The sequence below is a fragment of the Actinoplanes sp. NPDC051388 genome (assembly GCF_055586225.1).
Genome location: NZ_JBVJIP010000007.1, coordinates 97523 through 117414, shown reverse-complemented (window position 1 = coordinate 117414; position 19892 = coordinate 97523). Strand labels below are relative to the sequence as shown.

Sequence of the window (19892 nt, the reverse complement as noted above, 5' to 3'; positions counted from 1 at the left end):
GAGGCCCCATCGGGTCCGAAGAGGACGGCTACCGCGCCCGGAACGATACGGCGATCCGGGTCGGCTCCGGCGTCAGCCGATAGTGGCGGAGCACCCCGGGCCCGCAGGAGGCCGAGCCGATGCCGTGGTGTGCGGCGTCCACGCCGAGCCAGACCCGGTCTCCGGCCACCAGGTCGGTCGGGTGCCGCGCCGCGGTCAGTTCCCGGTTGGTCCAGCGCCGCGCGGTCAGGTCGACCGCCGGGTGGCCGCGCAGTTCGAGTCCGTCACCGCCGGCCGACGTGAGACGGGCCCACTGCACCCGGTGCCGGTTGCCGTTCTCCTGCGGGCGCAGGTAGGGCGTCTGCCATTCGTCGACCGTCGCCGACCAGCGCCCGGCCCGCTGGGCGTGCCGGGTGTCCACATAGGCCTCGCCCGGCCCGAGCCCGAACCACTCGATCCGATCCAGGCCCGCGGGCAGCCCGACCGTGAGCCCGATCCGCGGCAGCGTCAGATCCTCCGGGAGGGCGGGCTCGACGGTCGCCTCGAGATGCACCCAGCCGTCGGCGTCCGCCGTCCACCGCCACGTCGTCATCAGGCCGGCGTCGGAGGCCGCCGCCGCGGTGCGGGTGCGCACCACCACCTCGTCCGCCCGGGCGTCCACCTCCACCACCCGGTGGTGCACGCGATGCAGGCCGGCCTTCCGCCAGGCCTTCGACTCCTTGACGTCGTTGTCCGTCGGCGCCCGCCAGACCTCCAGCGCCGGCGGGACGAGCTCGATCCCGCCGAGCCGCACCAGCGCACCCCGGTCGTCGAAGGCGGCGAGACCACGCAGGGGCGCCGGCGTGACGGAAGGCGGCGCGGCGGAGACCGGCGCGAGCTGTGCGAAGGAGATCTCGTGGCCCGCGGGCGCCCACGGCGTGTCCACGGCCAGTTCGGCGACCACGGTCAGCCACTCCGTCTCGGGCACGGGTGGCAGCGGCACGACCACCTCGTCCCGCGCCGCCAGCACCGGCACGTCCAGCACTCCGCTCGTGTCGCCCGCGGACCAGCGAAATCGCAGATGCGCGGTGTCGCGGTGGTCGTAGCCGCTGCGAACGGTGACGCCCGCCGTGCGGCTCAGGGTGAGGGTGACCGGGGCGATGACGGCCTTGTACTCGGTCAGGCCGGGCGACGGCGTGCGGTCCGGGAAGACCAGCCCGTCCGCGATGAAGTTGCCGTCGTGCAGTTCCTCGCCGAAGTCGCCGCCGTACGCGAAGAACCCGGGCTGCCGGATCCCGTGGTCGATCCACTCCCAGACGAACCCGCCGTGCAGCCGCGGATACCGATCGAACAGCTCCTGATAGTCGGCCAGCCCACCGGGACCGTTGCCCATCGCGTGCGCGTACTCGCAGAGGATCATCGGCAGCCCGCGCCGGTGCTCGTCGTGCGCCGGATCGGCGGTCGGGTCCTCGGTCCGCAGGCCGATCTTGCGCACGTGGTCCGGATGCGGATACATGCGGCTGTAGACGTCCACGTAGGGGCTGTCGTAGTCGCCCTCGTAGTGCACGAAACGGCTCGGATCGCGCTCGTGCGCCCAGGCCGCCATCGCCGCCAGGTTCTCCCCGGTGCCGGACTCGTTGCCCAGCGACCAGGCGATCACGCTCGGGTGGTTCTTGTCCCGCTCGACGGTGCGCTCGATGCGGTCCAGGTAGGCCTCCCGCCACCGCGGGTCGGCGCTCGGATTGCCCCGCCAGCCGAGCAGCGTGAACCCGTGCGTCTCCAGGTCGCACTCGTCGATCACCCAGAGCCCGTACTCGTCGCAGAGGTCCAGGAACCGTGGGTCGGGCGGGTAGTGGCTGGTGCGTACCGCGTTGATGTTGTGTCTTTTCATCAGCAGGATGTCGGCCAGCATGGTCTCGGCGTCGAGGGACCGCCCGGTGTCCGGATGCCACTCGTGCCGGTTCACGCCGCGGAACTGGATCCGCTGCCCGTTGACCGTGATCCGGCCGTCGGCGACGCGCACCGTGCGGAAGCCGATCCGCAGGCTGAGCCGCTCGGTCTCCGTCGACAGGGTCGCGTCGTAGCGGTGCGGGTCCTCGGCGCTCCACGGCCGCACGCCCGGCAGCCGATGCGTTTCGGCGGCGTCGACGGAGTCCAGCCCGAGCGCCGGGATGCTCAGCCGCGCGGGCACCTCGGTCTCGATCCGCACGATCCCGGCGCCGTCGGCGAAGTCGGCCTGCACGAAGTGGTCGCGGATCCCGCCGCGGGGCAGTGTCAGCACCCGCACCGAGCGGAAGACGCCGGACACCCACCACATGTCCTGATCCTCGAGATAGCTGGCCGCCGACCACTGGTGCACCCGCAGGGCGAGCACGTTGCGGCCCGGCCGCAGATGCGCGGTCAGATCGAACTCGACGGCCAGCCGGCTGCCGGTGGACCAGCCGAGCGGCTCGCCGTTGCACCAGGCGAAGAAGCACGAGTCCACGCCCTCGAAGCGGGCCACCACGCGGTCACCGATCTCCGGCAGGTCGAAGACGCGGCGGTACTCACCGGTGGGATTGTCGTCCGGCACGTTCGGTGGCTCCACCGGAAAGGGAAAGGCCACATTCGTGTACGCCGGGCGCCCGTACCGTTCGCGGCCCGGCGGCAGCAACTCCCCGCCGGCGTCCCGCAGCCCGGCGATCTGCCAGCAACTCGGCACCGCCAGCCGGTCCCATCCCGAGTCGTCGAAGCCGGCCTCCTCGAACCCCGGCGAGGCCGAGTCCAGCCCCGGAACCAGCCGGAATGCCCAGTCGCCGGCCAGGTCCAAAGTCGCGGCGTCGGTCGGCGCGATCGCCCGCGGGCGCTCCCGTCCGGACCCGGACGCGAACGAGGTGAGGTAGCCGAAGTCGATCGCAGTCATTCCCGAAACGTAGCGCCCGACTACTGTCAACAAACCAGCACATTGACTACCATCAATGGACGTGATCCCCCCTCCGCGCGCTTCCTCGCGCCCCACGAAAGGCAACCGGATGACACGCACCAGGCGCTTCGGCGCCACCGCCGGCGTCGCGATCGCGATCGCCACGGTGCTGGCCGCACCCCCGGCCGGCGCCGCACCGGCCGCCCCCGACCGGGTGGCCCAGCAGCTCCGGATCCCCGACGCCGCCCGCCGGCAGATCCCGTTCAGCACGGCCGCGAGCCTGATCAAGAAGGAGATCGACCGCGGCGGCACGGCCGGCTTCGCCGGTCTCGAGCTGGCCGACGCCGGCGTCGTGCTGTGGTGGAAGGGAGCGCTCCCCGAGTCGCTCGACCGGGTCGTCGGCAAGGCCCGCACGATCGCTCCGGTGCAGGTCAAGCCGGCCAAGCACACCCTGGCCGAGCTGCGTGCGGCGGGCGCTCAGATGCGCACCGCGCTGGGCGCCGAGAAGCCCCGGATCACATATGCGGTGGACGGCAGCAAGGTGGTTGTCGGCATGTCGCTGAAGACCGGCTTCAGCACCACCGAGGTGCCGCAGGTGAACGTGCCGGTCGAGTTCGTCGACCAGGGCGAGAAGGTGCTCACCAGCCGGCGCGACGACTGGGCGCCGTGGATCGGTGGCGCCGACCAGATCAACAACGCGCAGGGCACCCGGTGCACCGGCGGCTTCGCGGTGCGCACCGGCGGCAACGACCGGCTGATCCTGACCGCCGGGCACTGCGGCAGCAACGGCAACGAGATCCGCGACGGCGTCGGCGAGTACATCGGCAACTTCACCGGCGACAACGACGGCCACGACCTCGGCCTGGTCCACGTGCCCGGCGGCGTCGACAACCAGATGTACGTCGGCGGCCTGGACAGCAACGCGGTCGTGAACGTGGACGGCTGGGACTGGGTCTACCCGGGCGAATACCTGTGCCAGTCCGGCGGCTCGTCGGCGCGGGACATCGGTGGCCCGGTGTGCGGCCTGCGGGTGGAGAAGTTCAACACCGACCCGGGTGACGCGGTCGAGGCCCGGCAGGTCGACGGTCAGCCGGCGGTCCGCGGCGGCGACAGCGGCGGCCCGGTCTACAGCGGCTCGGCCAGTGGCGGCGCGATCGCCAAGGGCATCAACTGCTACACGTACGTCGGGAACAACACGATCCTGGGCTTCCAGGACTTCGGCACGGCGACCCGTGACTACGGGGTCTGGATCGCCGGCTGACATTTGAGACTGGGCCCGGGCGGCGTCGCCCGGGCCCACCGCTCAGCCGGTCACCGAGAACGAGTTGGTGACGAAGTCCTTGCCGCCGGACGCCGAGGTGATCTCGTAGCCCAGTTGCACGTTGCCGATGGTCACGTCGCCGAACCAGCCGCGCGCCCGGATCCACTGGGCGACGGCCCGGATGTCCACCGTGCCGGAGCTGGTGTTGCTGGTCCGCACGAACGAGTAGACCTGGTTGGCGCCGTTCGAGCCGCGGTAGATGGCCCAGGTGTGCCCGCCCACCGCGGTGGTGGTCTGCAGCGTGCCCAGCGGCCCGACCGCGCCGTACTTGTTCATCCACAGCATGATCTCGTGCGCGTTGTCCGACGACCAGATGTCATAGGCCGTGGTGAACGCGACCCCGCTGGTCGGCACGCTCACGTTGAAGCTGCTGGTGGTGGTGCCCAGCGCGCTGACCCGCTTGCCGATCCATCGGGTCGCGTTCGGGTAGGACTTGATCCCGCCGGTGTTCGGGTGGTTCGCCCAGACGCCCCAGTTCGACGCCGAGTTGGCCCAGATCGTCTGCGGCCCGTAGCCCGAGCCCCAGACGTTGTTGTAGAGCGTGTAGCCGTTGCTGTTCCAGGTGCCCCAGCGGTCCGCGGAGGACCAGACCGCCGCCTGGGCCGGCGCCGCGGTCACCGCCGTGACGGTGGCGACCAGCAGCGCCGTGGCCAAGCCGAGAGTCGTGCGGAAACCACGTCTCATGTCATCTCCCTTGATGTCCGGCCCGCGAATGGGAACGCTCCCACACACAGGGGAACATAGGCGGACATCAATGTGGAAGAGATGGCGTTTGCAGGTTAGTTGCAGCCGATCCCGCTTTCGTACCCCTCGGGGTACTCGCCGGCGGCGATCTTGTCGGAGTACTCCCAGAACACCTCGGGCCAGTCGCCGTCGGCGTTCATGTCGTTGAGCACCTTCCACCGGTGGCTGGATTTCATCGCGCCGGCGGCCCGCTCGACCGCGGCGGCGTCGCCGGCCTTCCGGGCGCGCACCCACTCGGCGATCCAGGCGCAGCCGATCAGCCCGGTGACCTGCGCGCCGAACTGGTACGCGTCGTTGACGCCCAGCTTGTCCACCTCGGCCCGGTCGAAGCCCGGCGGCAGCGGCACGTCGGCGAGCACCTTCTTCGCCGCCTCGTCCGCCTTGCCCGGCGTGACGATCTCCTTCGGCAGCGCGGCCAGCCAGGTGCGCGCGTCGACCCGGATGACGTCGGTGAGCACCTGGTCGAACTCCGCACGGGTCCAGCCGCCGCCGGTGCGCATCTCGACGAAGGCGTCGTCGCGGGGCTCCAGCATCACCGCGAAGTCGTTGTCGCTGTAGGTGAAGACGTCGGCCGGCACGCCGTCGACCTCGACCGCCTCGGGCGGGCTCACGTGCACCCGGTCCTGGTGGTAGTCGGCGTAGGTGCCGGCCGGGTACCAGTTCATCTCGAGCTTCCGTCCGCCCTTGGCGAATTCGATGGTGCCGACCGCCTCGGTGAACCCGTAGACGGTGATCGCCTTCCACCCGGGTTGGTCGATCAGCAGTCGCGGGTTCTTCTCGGCGGCCTCCATCGCGGCCGGCGAGAAGACGACCGGGGGAGCGACGCTCGGGCCGCCGATTGCCGGACCGCTCGGCGGCGCGGCCTGGCGGGTCTCCGGCCGGTCACGGTTCACGACCGAGACGGCGAAGACGCCGGTGATGACGGCGGCCGCGGTCACCGCGCCGGCGAGGCCGCGAAGCAGCGCGCGGCGCGGCCGTCGCGGTGACTCGGCGACGGTTTCCAGGATCGGGGTGGACATGATCTCCTCCAGCAACGTCTGCTGCGCCCCGCCGAGGCGCTCGACGACCTCCGGCCGGTGCGGGTCCGCGTCGCGGACCATCCGGTCGAGCTGCTCGTCGTTCATCTGCCCTCCTTGGGGGTGTGCGCGGTCAGGACGTCGAGTACATGTCCGGGTGGCCCGGCGCCGTCACCGATGATCTCGCGGAGCCGGCCCCGGGCCCGGGAGAGGCGGGTGCGGACCGCGGCCGGGCTGACCCCGAGCACCGCGGCGACCTCGCGGGGTTCCAGCTCCTCCCACACGGTCAGCGTCAGCACCTCCCGGTCCAGCTCACCGAGCCGGGCCAGCGCGGCCAGCACGGCGAGCCGCTCCGGCACCTCGGCGCCCGGGTCGGCGGCCACCGCGGCCCGGAACCGCTGCCGCAGCCGCTCGCCCAGCCGTTCCCGCCGGACGGCCCCGCGCTGATGGTTGGCCAGCACCCGCCGGGCCACGCCGTAGAGCCAGAGCCGGACCTCGTCGTCGGGCGGCCACTCGGCACGGCGGCGCCAGGCGACCAGGAAGGTCTCGGCCACCACGTCGGCGGCGTCCTCGCGCGGATCGACCCGCCGCACGGCATAGGCCAGCAGGGCCTCGAAATTGGCCGCGTAGGCGTGTCGGAAGCGTTCGGTTCCGGAGATCACATCGGCCACATGTCCGGTCCGGCCCCGATCGTTACCGCGTCCAGAAATCGTGCGGATGCCGGCCCGCTCGGAAGCCGTGCGCCTCGGCCATGTCCGCCGCCTCGCGGAAGGCATGGCCGACCAGCTCCGGGATGTGGGCGTCGCTGCCGAAGGTCACCGCTTCGCCGCCCTCCTCGCGCCACCAGGTCAGCAGCGTGGCATGCAGCGGCAAGCGCGTGTTGATCTCCAGTGCCCGGCCCGACGAGGCGGTGGCCCGCAGCGCGTGCCGGAACTCCTCCTCGAACGGCGCCGGGTCGAACGGCCCCGGCCAGAATCGCACCGCGTAGTCGATGTGCGCCAGCACCGTGAACGCCACGCCGCCCTCGACCACCCGCACCACCTCGGCCAGATACTCCCGCAGCAGGCCGGCCGGGGGCCGGTGCGGCGCGATGGTCCACACTTCGGCGACGCGTTCACCGTCGGGCAGGCAGTGCAGCGACCCCAGCACCCGCTCGAAGCGCCCGGCCGCGAGCACCTCCGCATAGGCCTCGGCGTGCCAGTGCGGCTCGCCCATCTCGAGGCCGGTGAGGATCCGCAGGTCCGGAAAGAGGTCGCGGCAGCGCTCGACGGAGGCCGCGTAGCCGCTCGCGTCGAACGGCGGGGGAGTCAGGATCCCGTCCGGCCCGGCGAACGTGGCGAGGTGCTCGGCCAGGTGCTCGTCGACGTGCGGACTGTCTGTGGGCAGGGGCCACGAGGAGTGGTCGAAGTGCTCGGTGAACGCGACCGCCGGCAGCCCGATCCGGACCGCCTCGGCGCAGGTGCGCTCCATCGACCCGCGCGTCGCGTCCCAGGAGAACTCGGTGTGCACATGGCTGTCCGCGGGCAGGGTCACAGGCTCTCCATCCAGGCTTCGAGCTCGGCCGGCGTGCGCAGCCGGACCGTCGTCAGGTGAGTCTCGCGCGCGGTCCGCCCGGCCAGGTAGACGCGCCGTCGGCGAAAGGTCGTGACGGCGTGCCAGAAGGGGTGGTCCCGTGACAGCCAGTCACGCCACCGTTCGACGTTCCCACCGAAGACCTTTTCTTTCCGGTACGACCGCAGCACCGACCGCCGCAACAGGCGGGGCAGCACCACCCGCCGCGGATAGTCGAGCCACACCACGGTGTCCGCGGCCGCCCACATCGCATCGCGCACCGCCGGATAGCCCCACGAGTCGAACACCCAGCCCGGCTCCCGCACGATCGCGTCCACATCACCCACCAGCGTCGGCGGCGTCGACCACCCCGGCCCGAGGGCGAGCGCGTCCATCTCATGGAAGGGCAGCCCGCGACGGTCGGCCAGCCGCCGCGCCGCGGTTGTCTTTCCCGCGCCGGACATCGCCACCACCAGGATTCGCCGCACCCGGCCACGCTAACTGACAGGTACTGGCGGTACCTGGAACAGCAGAAGCTCCCTCACCGACCTGGTCCGGGCCGGCAAGGTCCGGTACCTCGGCCACTCGATCTTCCCGGCGTCCGCGCTGGTCGAGGCGCAGTTCACGGCCCGCGACCGAGGCCGCGAGGGGTTCGTCACCGAGCAGCCGACCTCTTCGATCCTGACCCGCGGCATCGAGAACGAGATCCTGACCCTGACCCAGCGCTACGGCATGGGCGTGCTGCCCTACAGCCCACTGGCCGGCGGCTGGCTCTCCGGGCGCTACCGCAAGGACGCCGACAGCTCCGGCTCGATGTCGGTGGCGCGGGTCAGCCGCGGTGCGTCGTGTACTGCTCGACCTCGGCGACCGGCTTCCAGTCGCCGCCTTCCAGGCGTACCTGGAAGCCCTCGGCGGCGCGGCGCAGACCGACCGCCTCGACCCAGGCGGGGTCGCCCTTGACCCGCACGAACAGCTTCTCGAACGAGCTGATCGCGGTGATCAGCTCGGTGCGCAGGTCAGGCTCCGCCGGGGGAGCCGTGAGGTTCTGGATCGCCGAACCGCTCAGGAAGGCCGTGGCCACGTTCGCCCGCGCCTCGGTCCGGGCGGACGTGGCGTGCGCGCGGGCCCGCAGGTCGCCGGTGACGAAGTGGGCCAGGGCGAGCACGGTGGCCGCGATGATCAGCGCGCCGGCCACCACCAGGGCGACCGCGATCGGCTCGCCCAGCGCGTTGCGGAACGGGGTGACCGAGCTGATCAGCACGCCGCCCAGGGCGGCCAGCAGACCCGCCGCGCCGCCGGCCGCACCGGCCCGCTTGAGCCACCACTTGGTGACGCTGGTGACGCCGGACTTGAGCACCTGCAGCGAGCCGGGGGTGTCGGCGTCCCACGCGGTCTGGTTGACCGCCTCCTTGCGCTCGACGTCCGTGCCGAGCAGTTGCAGCGCGGTGAGCAGGTCGCCGAGCGAGATCCGGCCGGCCTCGCCGGTCGGTGGCCAGGTCAGGCCGGCCAGCTCGGATCCGGCGTCGGCGGAGGCGTTCTTGGCGACAGTCACGGTTCGGGATGATCTCGGCTTCCCGGAGATTTGTCACGGCAAATGTCCGGGAACCGACCGGGTGTGGCCCCGGGAACTCGCGTCCCCGGGGCCACCGTGCCTCAGGCGGCCGGACCGATCAGCTTCCAGGGCTCGTGGTCCGGGTCGGCGCCCGTGCCCGGGATGTTGTTCTGGGTCCACCACTTCGCCTTGTAGACCTTGCCGTTGTAGGTCACCGTGGTCTGCTCGATCGGCTGGGTCGAGGGGTCGTAGACCTTGGTGCTGTTCCAGGCCGAGGCGCCGCAGCCGCCGGTCGGCACGGTGCCCGCGCCGACGCCGCGCAGGTTGTCGGTGATCGGCGCGAACGACGTGCCGCCGACCGAGAACGTGGTGTTCACCGGCCCGGTCACCGGCAGGTAGTAGATGATCGGCAGATCGAGCTTCTGCCCGGCCGGGATGATCTGGCAGTAGTCCAGCGTGGTGCTGATCCGGTGGAAGGTCGATCCGGAGGTGATCTTCCACTGGCCGCCCTGGTCGCCGGTCTGCCAGTTGGCGTCCTTGATCAGCGGTGAGGTGGACGCCGGGATGTCGAAGGACAGCACGGTGTCCTTGCCGCCGCCGATGGTGCGTCCGGTGTTGTTGGTGACCCGCACGGTCGGGGTGAGCGGCCACAGGGTCGCCGTGGTGTTCGGGTAGTTCACCAGGTCGACCGAGAGGTTCGCGGTCTGCGTCGGGATCCGGCCGCTGCTGCCGGTGCTCCGGCTCGCGTCATAGGCGCCGGAGTTGCCCAGCGCGTTGTTCAGCCGGGTGGTGAGCGTGTAGCCCATGCCGCAGGGGTGCGCGGCGTCCACCGTCTCCGGGCAGGCATAATCGCCGCCCAGCTCCCACATCATCACGCCGCCCGCGCCGGTGGACCGGACCAGCTCGGCGACCGCGTCCACGGCCTGTTCGTCCTCGGTGGACAGGAACACCTTCTTGGTCCCGTTCCACAGCCACACCGTCTTGGTCGCGTTGTCCCAGAAGCGGGTGTACGTGCCGCTGAGCCGGTCGGCCGGGTCGGTGTCCGGCTTCAGCCCGACGTTGGGCGCATAGCGCGGCAGGATGTTGCGTTCGAGGTTCTCCGAGTGCCACAGCGGGTTGGTGCCCGAGCCGAGCTCGCCGCCGTTGGACGTGTCGTCGTGCCAGATGTTGTCGATGCCGATCGCGCCGTCGCCGCACGGCCGCCGGATCCCGGTGCCCGGCTCGCATCCGGCCTTCTGCGAGTTGCCCCACATGCCGTTGGTGCCGCCGGTGACGTTCTTCCAGCCGCGGGTGTAATAGGGCACGCCGATGTTGACCCGCCCGGCCTGCAGCTGGCCGCGCATGTACTTCATCGCCCAGTCGGTGTTGAAGTAGCCGATGCCGCCGTACTCCGGGGTGTTGTAGAGGTCGGCGAGCTCCGGGTCCTTGTGGTCGTCGAAGAGCGCCGCGTTCGGGCCCACCACGTCGTTCCAGGTGCCGTGGTAGTCGTACGCCATCAGGTTGCTGAAGTCCTGGTAGCGCAACGCCTGCTGGTTGGCCATGCCGCGGACCAGGTAACCGGAGGCGGACGATGCCGAGGTGAGCAGGTAGTACCTGTTGTCCGCCACGGACGCCCGGTCCAGGTTTTCCTTGAGCGTCTTCATCAGCGCGGTGTACGCGTCGGGCAGCCCCTTGCGCCGCGGGTTGGACAGCCCCCAGTCGGACGGGTTGCCGGAGTCGTCCAGCACCGTCGGATATTCGAAGTCGATGTCCACGCCGTTGAACCCGTAGGTCCGCAGGAAGTCGACCACCGAGCCGGCGAACGTGTTGATGCCGCCCTGGTTGACGCTGCCGTCCGGGTTGGTGGTCATCGCGTAGAAGCCGCCGGAGCCGGCCCAGCCACCCACCGAGATCATCGTCTTCACCCGCGGGTGCAGCCGCTTGTACTTGGTGAGCAGGTTGAAGTGCCCCTTGTAGGGCAGCGACGCGTCCATCTCCGCGCCGACCTCGCCGGGCCACTCCCGCTGCGTCGCGTCGCCGTCGACCGCGATCCGGTTGTTGTGCACGGTCGCGAAGGCGTAGTTGATGTGCGTCACCTTGGACCAGGGGATGTTCTTCACCAGGTAGTGCGGCTTGCCGTCGGCTCCGGTGCGCCCGCCGTTGAAGTACGCGACCACGCGCCGCGGCCGCCCCTGACCCAGCCACTCCCGCCCGTCACCCTGATAGATCAGGCAGTACGGGGTGTTCACGCCGGCCGTGGGCGCGAGCCCGTCCGGGCGGCAGTCGCCGGCGTTGGCCGATGCCGGCCGGGGACCACCGTCGTCACCGCCGGGGTGGTCCTCCATCGGGTTGCCGACGCCGCCGTTGTCGCTCACCGGGTCGGGGCCGAACGTGTTGCGCTCGATGATCGAGTCGACCAGGCCGCCGCCGGGGAAGTCCATCATGATGATGCCGGTGCGATCCATCGACTCGCGGCCGCTGAAGTTGTCGTCCCGGTCCGGATAGAACTCTGGGCAGCGCCCGTCGGTGCCGTGCAGGCACTGGATCAGGAACTCGTTGATGCCGTTCGCGGTCGGCGTGCCACCGGCCACGGTGAGCGGGTGCGCGCCCGACCCGGTGCCGCTGGTGTAGTTCATGTAGACCGCGTCCGGCTTGTACGGCCGCCCCTGCTCACCGCGGTTCGCGTCCATCACGCCGTTGGTCTTCCGCAGCATCGTGCGGACCTTTTCCCACTTGTCGTCGAAATCACTGATGTCGTCGACCTTGTACTCGTCCTGCACGTACTCGTTGTTCTGGTCCTCCTGGTTGGCGCCGGTGGTGAGCTGGTCCAGGCCGTATCCGTCGAAGTAGCCGCCGTTCACGCCGCGGAGCGTGGCGAGCACGACCTTGCCGCGCACGTCGCCGAGCTTCGGGGTGGCCGCCTGGCCCTTGCCGGTGACCGAGTCGCCCCAGAACAGACCGCCGAAGTTCGTGGCCGGCCGGGACTCGTCGCCCTCGCCGGTCCAGGCCTTGCCCTCCAGATAGCCGCGGAGGACCTTCAGCCGCCAGTCGTTGGTGTCGTAGCCGTCCGCGTCCGAACAGGAGGTTCCGCTGCCCTCGCACTCGAACTTCAGGTTCACCAGCAGCGTCTCGCGCCCGTGGGCGGCGAGGAACGACCGCAGGGTCACCAGCACGTCGTTGAAGTTGACCTGCTGGTAGTACACCGCGTGGTGGATCGTGAAGCTGAGCCCGTTGTCGTCCTTGCTCACCCGCAACCGGAAGTCGAAGGACCGGATCCCGGCGTCGAGCTGCTTCTGCAGCGTGGGCGTGCCGAAGCCGAAGCTCTGCTGGGTCTTGGTGATGCTGGTGGAGACCGGGTCGCAGAGGTCCGTCTCGTCCTCGAAGTAGCCGCACAGCGCGAGCGTCTCGTGCGTGCCCGGGATGGACAGCGCGGCGATGCTCTTGTCGCCGGGCACCCGGCTCATCCAGTCGACGTTCGCCGGGTCGGCCTCGTGGATGCTGTTGTAGTACTCGTTGGCCAGCGCCGCGGAGTCGGTGACCACCAGCGTGACGGCCGTGCCGGTGACGGTCAGCAGAGCCGTCAGCAGCAGCCGCAGCGGCCGGCTCCGCCGGGCGGCGGTGCGTCTCGGGAGACGAAGCAGGGACAAGAGGTCCTCCTCAGGCCGCGATCCCGGTGCGGATCGGTGACTTCGGAGCATTATCATCGATGAACGTGAATGAAAGGCGGCTGCGGTAAAGCAGGGCAGCCGATCGGGTCCATCGGTGCAGGCGGTTCGACGGCGATGGCCCCGCCTCCGGAGGGAAGCGGGGCCATCGGTCGTGCCGTGGATCAGACCAGGTCGTAGCGGTCCAGGTTCATGACCTTCACCCAGGCGGCGACGAAGTCGTGCACGAACTTCTCGCGCGCGTCGTCGCCGGCATAGACCTCGGCGATGGCGCGCAGCTCCGAGTTGGACCCGAAGAGCAGGTCGACCCGGCTGCCGGTGCCGACCACCTCGCCGGACGACAGGTCGCGCGCCTCGAAGCTGCTCGCGTCCTCGGTCGCCGGCGACCACACCGTGCCCAGATCGAGCAGGTTGACGAAGAAGTCGTTGGTCAGCGTGCCCGGCCGCTCGGTCAGCACGCCCACCGTGGACTGACCGGCGTTGGCGCCGAGCACCCGCAGGCCGCCGACCAGCACGGTCATCTCCGGCGCGCTCAGGGTCAGCAGGTTCGCCCGGTCCACCAGCAGGAACTCGGCCGGCAGCCGGTGGCCCTTGCCGAGGAAGTTGCGGAACCCGTCGGCGGTCGGCTCGAGCGGCGCGAACGCCTCGACGTCGGTCATCTCCTGGGTGGCGTCGGTGCGGCCGGGCGCGAACGGCACCTCGACGGTGACCCCGCCGTCGGCCGCGGCCTTCTCCACCGCCGCCGACCCGGCGAGCACGATCAGGTCCGCGAGGGAGACCTTCTTGCCGCCGGTCTGGGCCGCGTTGAACGCCTCCTGGATGCCTTCCAGCTCCCGCAGGATGCCGGCCAGCTCGTCCGGGTTGTTGATCTCCCAGCCCCGCTGCGGCTCGAGGCGGATGCGTGCCCCGTTGGCGCCGCCACGCTTGTCGCCGCCCCGGAACGTCGAGGCCGACGCCCACGCGGTGGAGACCAGCTGGGCCACGGTCAGCCCGGAGGCGAGGATCCGGCTCTTCAGCTCGGCCACGTCCGCGGCGTCGACCAGCTCGTGGTCGACGGCCGGCACCGGGTCCTGCCAGAGCAGCACCTCGGACGGCACCTCGGGGCCGAGGTAGCGGACGATCGGGCCCATGTCGCGGTGGGTCAGCTTGAACCAGGCGCGGGCGAACGCGTCCGCGAACGCCGCCGGGTCGTCCCGGAAGCGCCGCGAGATCGGCTCGTAGATCGGGTCGAAGCGCAGCGCCAGGTCGGTGGTGAGCATGGTCGGAGCGTGCGTCTTCGCGGCGTCGTGCGCGTCGGGCACCGTGCCGGCCGCGGCGCCACCGGCGGGCTTCCACTGGTGGGCGCCGGCCGGGCTCTTGGAGAGCTCCCACTCGTACCCGAAGAGAATTTCGAAGAAGCTGTTGTCCCACTTCGCGGGGGTGTACGTCCAGGCGCCCTCGAGGCCGCTCGTGATGGTGTCCCCGCCCTTGCCGGTGCCGAAGCTGTTCTTCCAGCCCAGGCCCTGCTCCTCGAGCGGCGCGGCCTCGGGCTCGACGGCCACGTTGTCGGCCGGGCCGGCGCCGTGCGTCTTGCCGAAGGTGTGCCCGCCGGCGATCAGCGCGACCGTCTCCTCGTCGTTCATCGCCATCCGGCCGAACGTCTCGCGGATGTCGCGGGCCGAGGCGATCGGGTCCGGGTTGCCGTTCGGGCCCTCCGGGTTGACGTAGATCAGGCCCATCTGCACCGCGGCGAGCGGGTTCTCCAGCTCGCGGTCGCCGGTGTACCGCTCGTCACCCAACCAGGTGGTTTCCGGACCCCAGTAGACGTCCTGATCGGGCTCCCAGACGTCCGGGCGGCCGCCGGCGAAGCCGAAGGTCTGGAAGCCCATCGACTCCAGCGCCACGTTGCCGGCCAGGATCATCAGGTCGGCCCAGGAGAGGCTCTGGCCGTACTTCTTCTTCACCGGCCAGAGCAGCCGGCGCGCCTTGTCCAGGTTCGCGTTGTCCGGCCAGCTGTTCAGCGGCGCGAACCGCTGCTGACCGGCGCCGCCGCCGCCGCGGCCGTCACTGATCCGGTATGTGCCCGCGCTGTGCCACGCCATCCGGATGATGAACGGGCCGTAGTGCCCGTAGTCCGCCGGCCACCACTGCTGCGACGTGGTCAGCACCTCGGCGATGTCCTGCTTGACCGCGGGCAGGTCGAGCGTCCGGAACGCGGCGGCGTAGTCGAACTCGCCGCCCAGCGGGTTCGCGACGGCCGGGTTCTTCGCCAGGATCTTGAGGTTCAGCTGGTTCGGCCACCAGCCGCGATTGCCGCCGCCCTCGGTCGGGTGCGGGGCGCGCCCATGCGCGACGGGGCAGTTCGACTGGGCGCCGACCTCGGCGTCGTGGTCGATCGCCTGGTGGTTCTCGGACATCGGGCTCTCGGACATCGCGTTCCTTCCGTGCTGTGCCGCGAACAGGTGTGCGGACTGTGGATCAGTGTGCCTGGGGTGGAACTCCGCGCGGGGTAGCCGGGGCCGTCGCCACGGTCGGAGTCTGGCCAACTTTCTGGAACGAGTCAAGATTGGGTGATAGACGCTACCCGCCGGATAGCCTGTGCAGGAATCGGCTCTCTTGAAGGAGAAATTCATGTCCGAGGCGCCCACCGATCCCGAAACGACGACCGGGGAGGAGGAGACCGGCGATCAGCCCGAGGTCTTCGCCAACCGGGCCGAGCGCCGGGCGAAGGGCAAGAAGGCCGGCCGCACGACCGAGGTGTTCTCCAAGGGGCAGCCGCCGACCGGCCGCGGCTCCGTGCAGAGCCCCCGGCAGTACGGCAACCGGCGCAGCGGCTGAGCTGACCCGGTCGAGTGGTGCGTGTGCTGCGTTCGATCCTTCCGGGGACGGCGCTGCTGCGCGACTATCAACGGTCCTGGGTGCGGGGTGATCTGCTCGCCGGATTGACGGTGGCGGCTTACCTCGTACCCCAGGTCATGGCCTATGCCGGCCTGGCCGGCCTGCCTCCGGTGGCGGGCCTCTGGGCGATCCTGATCCCCCTGGTCCTCTATCCGTTCCTGGGTTCCTCGCGGCATCTCTCGATCGGCCCGGAGTCGACCACCGCCCTGATGACGGCCGCGGTGGTCGCGCCGCTGGCCGCCGGCGACCCCGATCGGTACGCGGCCCTGGCCGGCGCCCTGGCCCTGATGGTCGGCCTGCTCTGCCTGGTGGCCTTCGTCGCCCGCCTCGGCTTCGTCGCCGACCTGCTGTCCAAGCCGATCCTGGTGGGCTATCTCGCGGGTGTGGCGTTCACCATGATCATCGGTCAGCTCGGCAAGCTCACCGGCGTGGACGTCGACGGCGACAGCCTGGTCGGCGAGGTGATCTCGTTCGTCCGCGGCCTGCCGGGCATGCACCCGGGCACCGCACTGTTCGCCGCGGCCGTGCTGGTGCTGCTGTTCGCCGGGCAGCGAATCTTCCCGCGCCTGCCGGTGCCGCTGTTCGTGGTGCTGCTGGCCACCCTGGCGGTGGTCGTCTTCGACCTGCAGTCGCACGGCATCGCGGTGGCCGGGGCGATCCCGGGCGGCCTGCCCGCCCCGGCGCTGCCCAGCGCCGGGGACCTGGTCGACCTGCTGTTCCCGGCGGTCGGCGTGCTGGTGGTGGGCTACACCGACACCGTGCTGACCGCCCGCGCGTTCGCCGCGCGCGGCGGCTACCAGGTCGATCCCAATCAGGAGCTGCTGGCGCTCGGCGCGGCCAACGTCGGAGCCGGGCTGATGCGCGGCTTCCCGATCAGCAGCAGCGGCAGCCGCACCGCGCTGGCCGTCGCGGCCGGCGCGCGCACCCAGGTGTATTCGCTGGTCGCCCTGGCCGCCGTGGTGGCGGTGCTGCTGTTCGCCGGGCCGATGCTGGCCCGCTTCCCGGCCGCCGCCCTGGGCGCGATCGTGGTCTACGCCGCGATCCGGCTGATCGACATCGCCGGCTTTCGCAAGCTGGCCGCCTTCCGCCGCAGCGAGCTGCTGCTCGCCCTGGCGGCGCTGGCCGGGGTGCTGGTCTTCGACATCCTCTACGGCGTGCTGCTCGCGATCGGCCTGTCGGTGGCCGAGCTGCTCTTCCGGGTGGCCCGCCCGCACGACGCCGTGCAGGGCTTCGTGCCGGGCCTGGCCGGCATGCACGACATCGACGACTACCCGAAGGCGACCACGCTGCCCGGCCTGGTGGTCTACCGCTACGACTCGCCGCTGTTCTTCGCCAACGCGGAGGACTTCCACCGCCGCGCGCTGGCCGCGGTCGCCGATCAGCGCGAGCCGGTCCGCTGGTTCGTGCTCAACATGGAGGCCAACGTCGAGGTGGACAGCACCGGGCTGGACGCGGTCGAGCAGGTGCGCGCCGCCCTGACCGCCCGGGGCGTGGTGTTCGCGCTGGCCCGGGTCAAGCAGGACCTGCTTCTCGCGCTGCGCGCCTACGGCCTGCTCGACAAGATCGGGGAGGACCGCGTGTTCCCGACCCTGCCGACCGCCGTCGAGGCCTACCGCTCGACAGGGTAGTTGTTATCGTTAACATCCGCCGCCGACGGGAGTTTCGCCATGTCAGATGCCAGCCACCTCACCGCCCGCCTGTTCGGCGCCGGCGACGTCCGGGTGCAGTCCGAGGAGCGGCCCGTCCCGGGTCCCGGCGAGTCGCTGGTCCAGGTGACCTCGGTCGGCCTGTGCGGCTCCGACCTGCACTGGTTCACCGAGGGCGCGATCGGCGACGCCACCCTGGCCCGGCCGCTGGTGCTCGGGCACGAGATGGCCGGCGTGATCCGCGGCGGCGACGCCGACGGCACCCGGGTGGCGATCGACCCGGCGGTGCCGTGCGGCGTCTGCGCGCAGTGCCTCGACGGCGACGTGAACCTGTGCCCGACGGTCGTCTTCGCCGGGCACGGCGGCACCGACGGCGGCCTGCGCCAGTTCATGGCCTGGCCCAGCCACCGCCTGCACCCGCTGCCCGACTCGCTGTCGGACGACGAGGGCGCGCTGCTCGAGCCGCTCGGCGTCGCCCTGCACGCGCTCGACCTGGGCCACCTGCGGGTGGCCACCACGGTCGCGGTGGCCGGGTGCGGCCCGATCGGCCTGTTCCTGGTGCAGCTGGCCCGGCTCTCCGGCGCCACCCGGGTGCTGGCCGCCGACCCGCTGCCGCACCGGCTGGAGGCGGCCGTGAAGTTCGGCGCCGAGCCGGTCACCGACGCGGACGAGTCGGCGGCCGACGTGGTCTTCGAGGTGGGTGGCACGGACGGCGCGGTGGACGCCTCGCTGCGGCTCGCCAAGCCCGGCGCCCGGGTGGTGCTGGTCGGCATCCCGGACGGCGACCGCACCTCGTTCAAGGCCTCGCCGGCCCGGCGCAAGGGCCTGACCCTGGTGATGTCCCGCCGGATGGGCGAGGTCTACCCGCGGGCGATCGAGCTCGCCACCAGCGGCCGGCTCGACCTGCCGTCGCTGGTCACCGCCGCGTTCCCGCTGAGCGACGCGACCGAGGCGTTCGCGACCGCGGCAGCCCGGGCGGGTCTCAAGGTCGTCGTCAACCCCTAGGCTAGCTGGCTATCCTGCTGGCATGCCGTGGGAAGCGTCAGTGTTCGACGAGATCGCCACCGTGCGCGAGGTCACCGTCGTGGTGCCGGCGCCGGACAAGGATCCGGTCCGGGTGCCGATCTGGGTGGTCGCCGTGGACGGTGAGCTCTATGCCCGGTCCTGGAAGGGCGAGGGCGGTGTCTGGTACCGCCGGGCCCGCCGCACCGGCACCGGCTCGCTGGTCAGCAGCCTCGGCGAGCATCGGGTCCGGTTCGAGCCGGTCGCCGGCGCCGACCTGGACGCCGCCGTCGACCGGGCCTATCTGACGAAGTACGCCGAAGCCGAGTACGCCCGTGCGATGGTCGAGCCGCCGGCCACCGGCACCACCATGCGGCTGGTCAGCGTCGAGCCGTGAGCGCCGCGCGCAGCCAGCGGTAGGAATCCTTCGGCGTGCGCTGCTGCGTCTCGAAGTCGACGCGGACCAGGCCGAACCGCTGGCTGTAGCCCTCGGCCCACTCGAAGTTGTCGAGCAGCGACCAGACGAAGTAGCCGCGCACGTCGACGCCGCCGGCGATCGCCCGGCCGACCGCGCGCAGGTGCCGGTCCAGGTAGTCGATCCGGAACGCGTCCTCGGTGCCGTCCGCGGTCGAGCAGCCGTTCTCGGTGATGTAGATCGGCGGCAGCGCGTCGCCGTACCGGTCGCGCAGCCCGGTGAGCAGGTCGTGCAGCCCGTCCGGCACCACCGGCCAGCCGAACGCGGTGGTCGGCACGCCCTCGATCTGCCGCAGGTCGAAGGGCAGGTCGGCGTCGGCGGGCGGGGCGCCGACCAGCGTCGGGTTGTAGTAGTTGATGCCGAGCGCGTCCAGCGGCGTCCGGATGATCGCCAGGTCACCGTCGCGGACCACGTCGCCCATCGCCTCGGCCAGAAGATCCGGGTACGTGCCGAGCAGCACCGGATCGTTGAACAGCCGGTTGTGGAAACTGTCGTAGACCGCCGCCGCGACCTGGTCCGCCTCGTCGTCGCTCGCCGCCAGCACCGGCGTGCAGTTGTTGGTGATCAGCACCTCGGTCGCGCCGCGCTCGCGCAGCGCCCGCACCGCCAGGCCGTGCCCGAGCAGCTGGTGATGGGCGGCCGGCAGCGCGCCGAGCAGCAGTGTCCGGCCCGGCGCTCCGGCCCCGAACGCATAGCCCTCCGCCATGTGCACGACCGGCTCGTTCAACGTGATCCAGCGGTGCACCCGGTCGCCGAGGCGGTCGGCCACCGTGCCCGCGAACTCGGCGAAGCGCTCGGCGGTGGACCGGCTCAGCCACCCGCCCTCGTCCTCGATCGACTGCGGCAGATCCCAGTGGAAGAGCGTGGGCAGCGGCGCGATGCCGCGGGTCAGCAACGCGTCCACCAGCCGGTCGTAGAAGCCGAGATCCGCGGCCCGCGGCCAGGCGATGGAGAACCGGTAGGCGTCCACGCCCAGATCCGCCAGCAGCGCGACGTCCTCGGCCCAGCGGTGATAGTGATCGCACGCCACGTCGCCGGTGTCGCCGTCGCGGACCCGGCCGGGGGTGTGCGCGAAGGTGTCCCAGATCGACGGCACCCGCCCGTCCTCGGCGACCGCGCCCTCGATCTGGTAGGCCGCGGTGGAGACACCCATCTGGAAGCCGGGCGGGAACTGCGTGACCGAATCCACGCCGCTCACCGTACC

General features: G+C 71.2%; 15 protein-coding genes and 1 pseudogene. 6 read left to right on the top strand and 10 right to left on the bottom strand.

Annotated features, from left to right (window positions below; all coding sequences use genetic code 11):
• Positions 1-28: 28 nt before the first annotated feature.
• Complete coding sequence (locus ACZ6TI_RS19205; protein WP_465346431.1) at positions 29-2860, bottom strand: glycoside hydrolase family 2 TIM barrel-domain containing protein; 2832 nt, start codon at positions 2858-2860, stop codon at positions 29-31.
• 109 nt (positions 2861-2969) lie between these two features.
• Here ACZ6TI_RS19205 and ACZ6TI_RS19200 point away from each other — a divergent pair, with 109 nt between their 5' ends.
• Complete coding sequence (locus ACZ6TI_RS19200; protein ID WP_465346430.1) at positions 2970-4121, top strand: chymotrypsin family serine protease; 1152 nt, start codon at positions 2970-2972, stop codon at positions 4119-4121.
• 42 nt (positions 4122-4163) lie between these two features.
• On the opposite strand, the gene ACZ6TI_RS19195 is transcribed toward ACZ6TI_RS19200, so the two are convergent.
• From ACZ6TI_RS19195 to ACZ6TI_RS19175, 5 genes are all read right to left on the bottom strand, one after another.
• Complete coding sequence (locus tag ACZ6TI_RS19195; protein WP_465346429.1) at positions 4164-4865, bottom strand: GH12 family glycosyl hydrolase domain-containing protein; 702 nt, start codon at positions 4863-4865, stop codon at positions 4164-4166.
• 95 nt (positions 4866-4960) lie between these two features.
• Positions 4961-6049 (bottom strand): hypothetical protein, encoded by a 1089-nt coding sequence (locus tag ACZ6TI_RS19190; protein ID WP_465346428.1) that lies wholly within the window; start codon positions 6047-6049, stop codon positions 4961-4963.
• Positions 6046-6603 carry an RNA polymerase sigma factor gene (locus ACZ6TI_RS19185; RefSeq protein ID WP_465346427.1) on the bottom strand — a complete coding sequence of 186 codons (558 nt, stop codon included), beginning with the start codon at positions 6601-6603 and terminating at the stop codon, positions 6046-6048. The genes ACZ6TI_RS19190 and ACZ6TI_RS19185 overlap by 4 nt, the downstream gene beginning before the upstream one ends.
• Positions 6604-6634: 31 nt before the next feature.
• Positions 6635-7474, bottom strand: coding sequence for a PHP domain-containing protein (locus tag ACZ6TI_RS19180; RefSeq protein ID WP_465346426.1), 840 nt, complete (start codon positions 7472-7474; stop codon positions 6635-6637).
• Complete coding sequence (locus ACZ6TI_RS19175; RefSeq protein WP_465346425.1) at positions 7471-7980, bottom strand: P-loop NTPase family protein; 510 nt, start codon at positions 7978-7980, stop codon at positions 7471-7473. Before ACZ6TI_RS19175 ends, ACZ6TI_RS19180 begins: the two co-directional genes overlap by 4 nt.
• A 13-nt stretch (positions 7981-7993) precedes the next feature.
• Here ACZ6TI_RS19175 and ACZ6TI_RS19170 point away from each other — a divergent pair.
• A pseudogene (locus ACZ6TI_RS19170) lies at positions 7994-8290 on the top strand (aldo/keto reductase); the annotation flags it as partial.
• Between the two features lie 31 nt (positions 8291-8321).
• Here ACZ6TI_RS19170 and ACZ6TI_RS19165 read toward each other — a convergent pair.
• The 3 genes from ACZ6TI_RS19165 to katG all read right to left on the bottom strand — a co-directional run bounded on the left by ACZ6TI_RS19165 (position 8322) and on the right by katG (position 15084).
• Positions 8322-9044, bottom strand: coding sequence for a hypothetical protein (locus ACZ6TI_RS19165; protein ID WP_465346424.1), 723 nt, complete (start codon positions 9042-9044; stop codon positions 8322-8324).
• 101 nt (positions 9045-9145) lie between these two features.
• The gene (locus tag ACZ6TI_RS19160) at positions 9146-12670 is read right to left on the bottom strand and encodes a glycosyl hydrolase family 18 protein (protein WP_465346423.1); all 3525 of its coding nucleotides are present in this window, start codon (positions 12668-12670) and stop codon (positions 9146-9148) included.
• A 182-nt stretch (positions 12671-12852) separates the two neighbouring features.
• The gene (katG, locus tag ACZ6TI_RS19155; protein WP_465346722.1) at positions 12853-15084 is read right to left on the bottom strand and encodes a catalase/peroxidase HPI; all 2232 of its coding nucleotides are present in this window, start codon (positions 15082-15084) and stop codon (positions 12853-12855) included.
• 214 nt (positions 15085-15298) lie between these two features.
• Here katG and ACZ6TI_RS19150 point away from each other — a divergent pair, with 214 nt between their 5' ends.
• The 4 genes from ACZ6TI_RS19150 to ACZ6TI_RS19135 are packed head-to-tail and all read left to right on the top strand — an operon-like array spanning position 15299 to position 18610.
• Positions 15299-15505 carry a hypothetical protein gene (locus ACZ6TI_RS19150; RefSeq protein ID WP_465346422.1) on the top strand — a complete coding sequence of 69 codons (207 nt, stop codon included), beginning with the start codon at positions 15299-15301 and terminating at the stop codon, positions 15503-15505.
• A 23-nt stretch (positions 15506-15528) separates the two neighbouring features.
• Positions 15529-17193 (top strand): SulP family inorganic anion transporter, encoded by a 1665-nt coding sequence (locus tag ACZ6TI_RS19145; protein WP_465346421.1) that lies wholly within the window; start codon positions 15529-15531, stop codon positions 17191-17193.
• A gap of 39 nt (positions 17194-17232) precedes the next feature.
• Positions 17233-18216, top strand: a complete 984-nt coding sequence (locus ACZ6TI_RS19140; RefSeq protein WP_465346420.1) for a zinc-dependent alcohol dehydrogenase — start codon at positions 17233-17235, stop codon at positions 18214-18216.
• A 22-nt stretch (positions 18217-18238) separates the two neighbouring features.
• Positions 18239-18610, top strand: coding sequence for a DUF2255 family protein (locus tag ACZ6TI_RS19135; RefSeq protein ID WP_465346419.1), 372 nt, complete (start codon positions 18239-18241; stop codon positions 18608-18610).
• Here ACZ6TI_RS19135 and ACZ6TI_RS19130 read toward each other — a convergent pair.
• Complete coding sequence (locus ACZ6TI_RS19130; RefSeq protein WP_465346418.1) at positions 18594-19877, bottom strand: GH1 family beta-glucosidase; 1284 nt, start codon at positions 19875-19877, stop codon at positions 18594-18596. The two genes, ACZ6TI_RS19135 and ACZ6TI_RS19130, sit on opposite strands and share 17 nt — an antisense overlap.
• Between the last annotated feature and the right edge of the window lie 15 nt (positions 19878-19892).

Coding starts and splice junctions, on each gene's coding strand:
- ACZ6TI_RS19150 (WP_465346422.1), top strand. CDS start 15,299: ATGTCCGAGGCGCCCACCGATCCCGAAACGACGACCGGGGAGGAGGAG.
- ACZ6TI_RS19135 (WP_465346419.1), top strand. CDS start 18,239: ATGCCGTGGGAAGCGTCAGTGTTCGACGAGATCGCCACCGTGCGCGAG.
- katG (WP_465346722.1), bottom strand. CDS start 15,084: ATGTCCGAGAACCACCAGGCGATCGACCACGACGCCGAGGTCGGCGCC.
- ACZ6TI_RS19140 (WP_465346420.1), top strand. CDS start 17,233: ATGTCAGATGCCAGCCACCTCACCGCCCGCCTGTTCGGCGCCGGCGAC.
- ACZ6TI_RS19190 (WP_465346428.1), bottom strand. CDS start 6,049: ATGAACGACGAGCAGCTCGACCGGATGGTCCGCGACGCGGACCCGCAC.
- ACZ6TI_RS19205 (WP_465346431.1), bottom strand. CDS start 2,860: ATGACTGCGATCGACTTCGGCTACCTCACCTCGTTCGCGTCCGGGTCC.
- ACZ6TI_RS19195 (WP_465346429.1), bottom strand. CDS start 4,865: ATGAGACGTGGTTTCCGCACGACTCTCGGCTTGGCCACGGCGCTGCTG.
- ACZ6TI_RS19200 (WP_465346430.1), top strand. CDS start 2,970: ATGACACGCACCAGGCGCTTCGGCGCCACCGCCGGCGTCGCGATCGCG.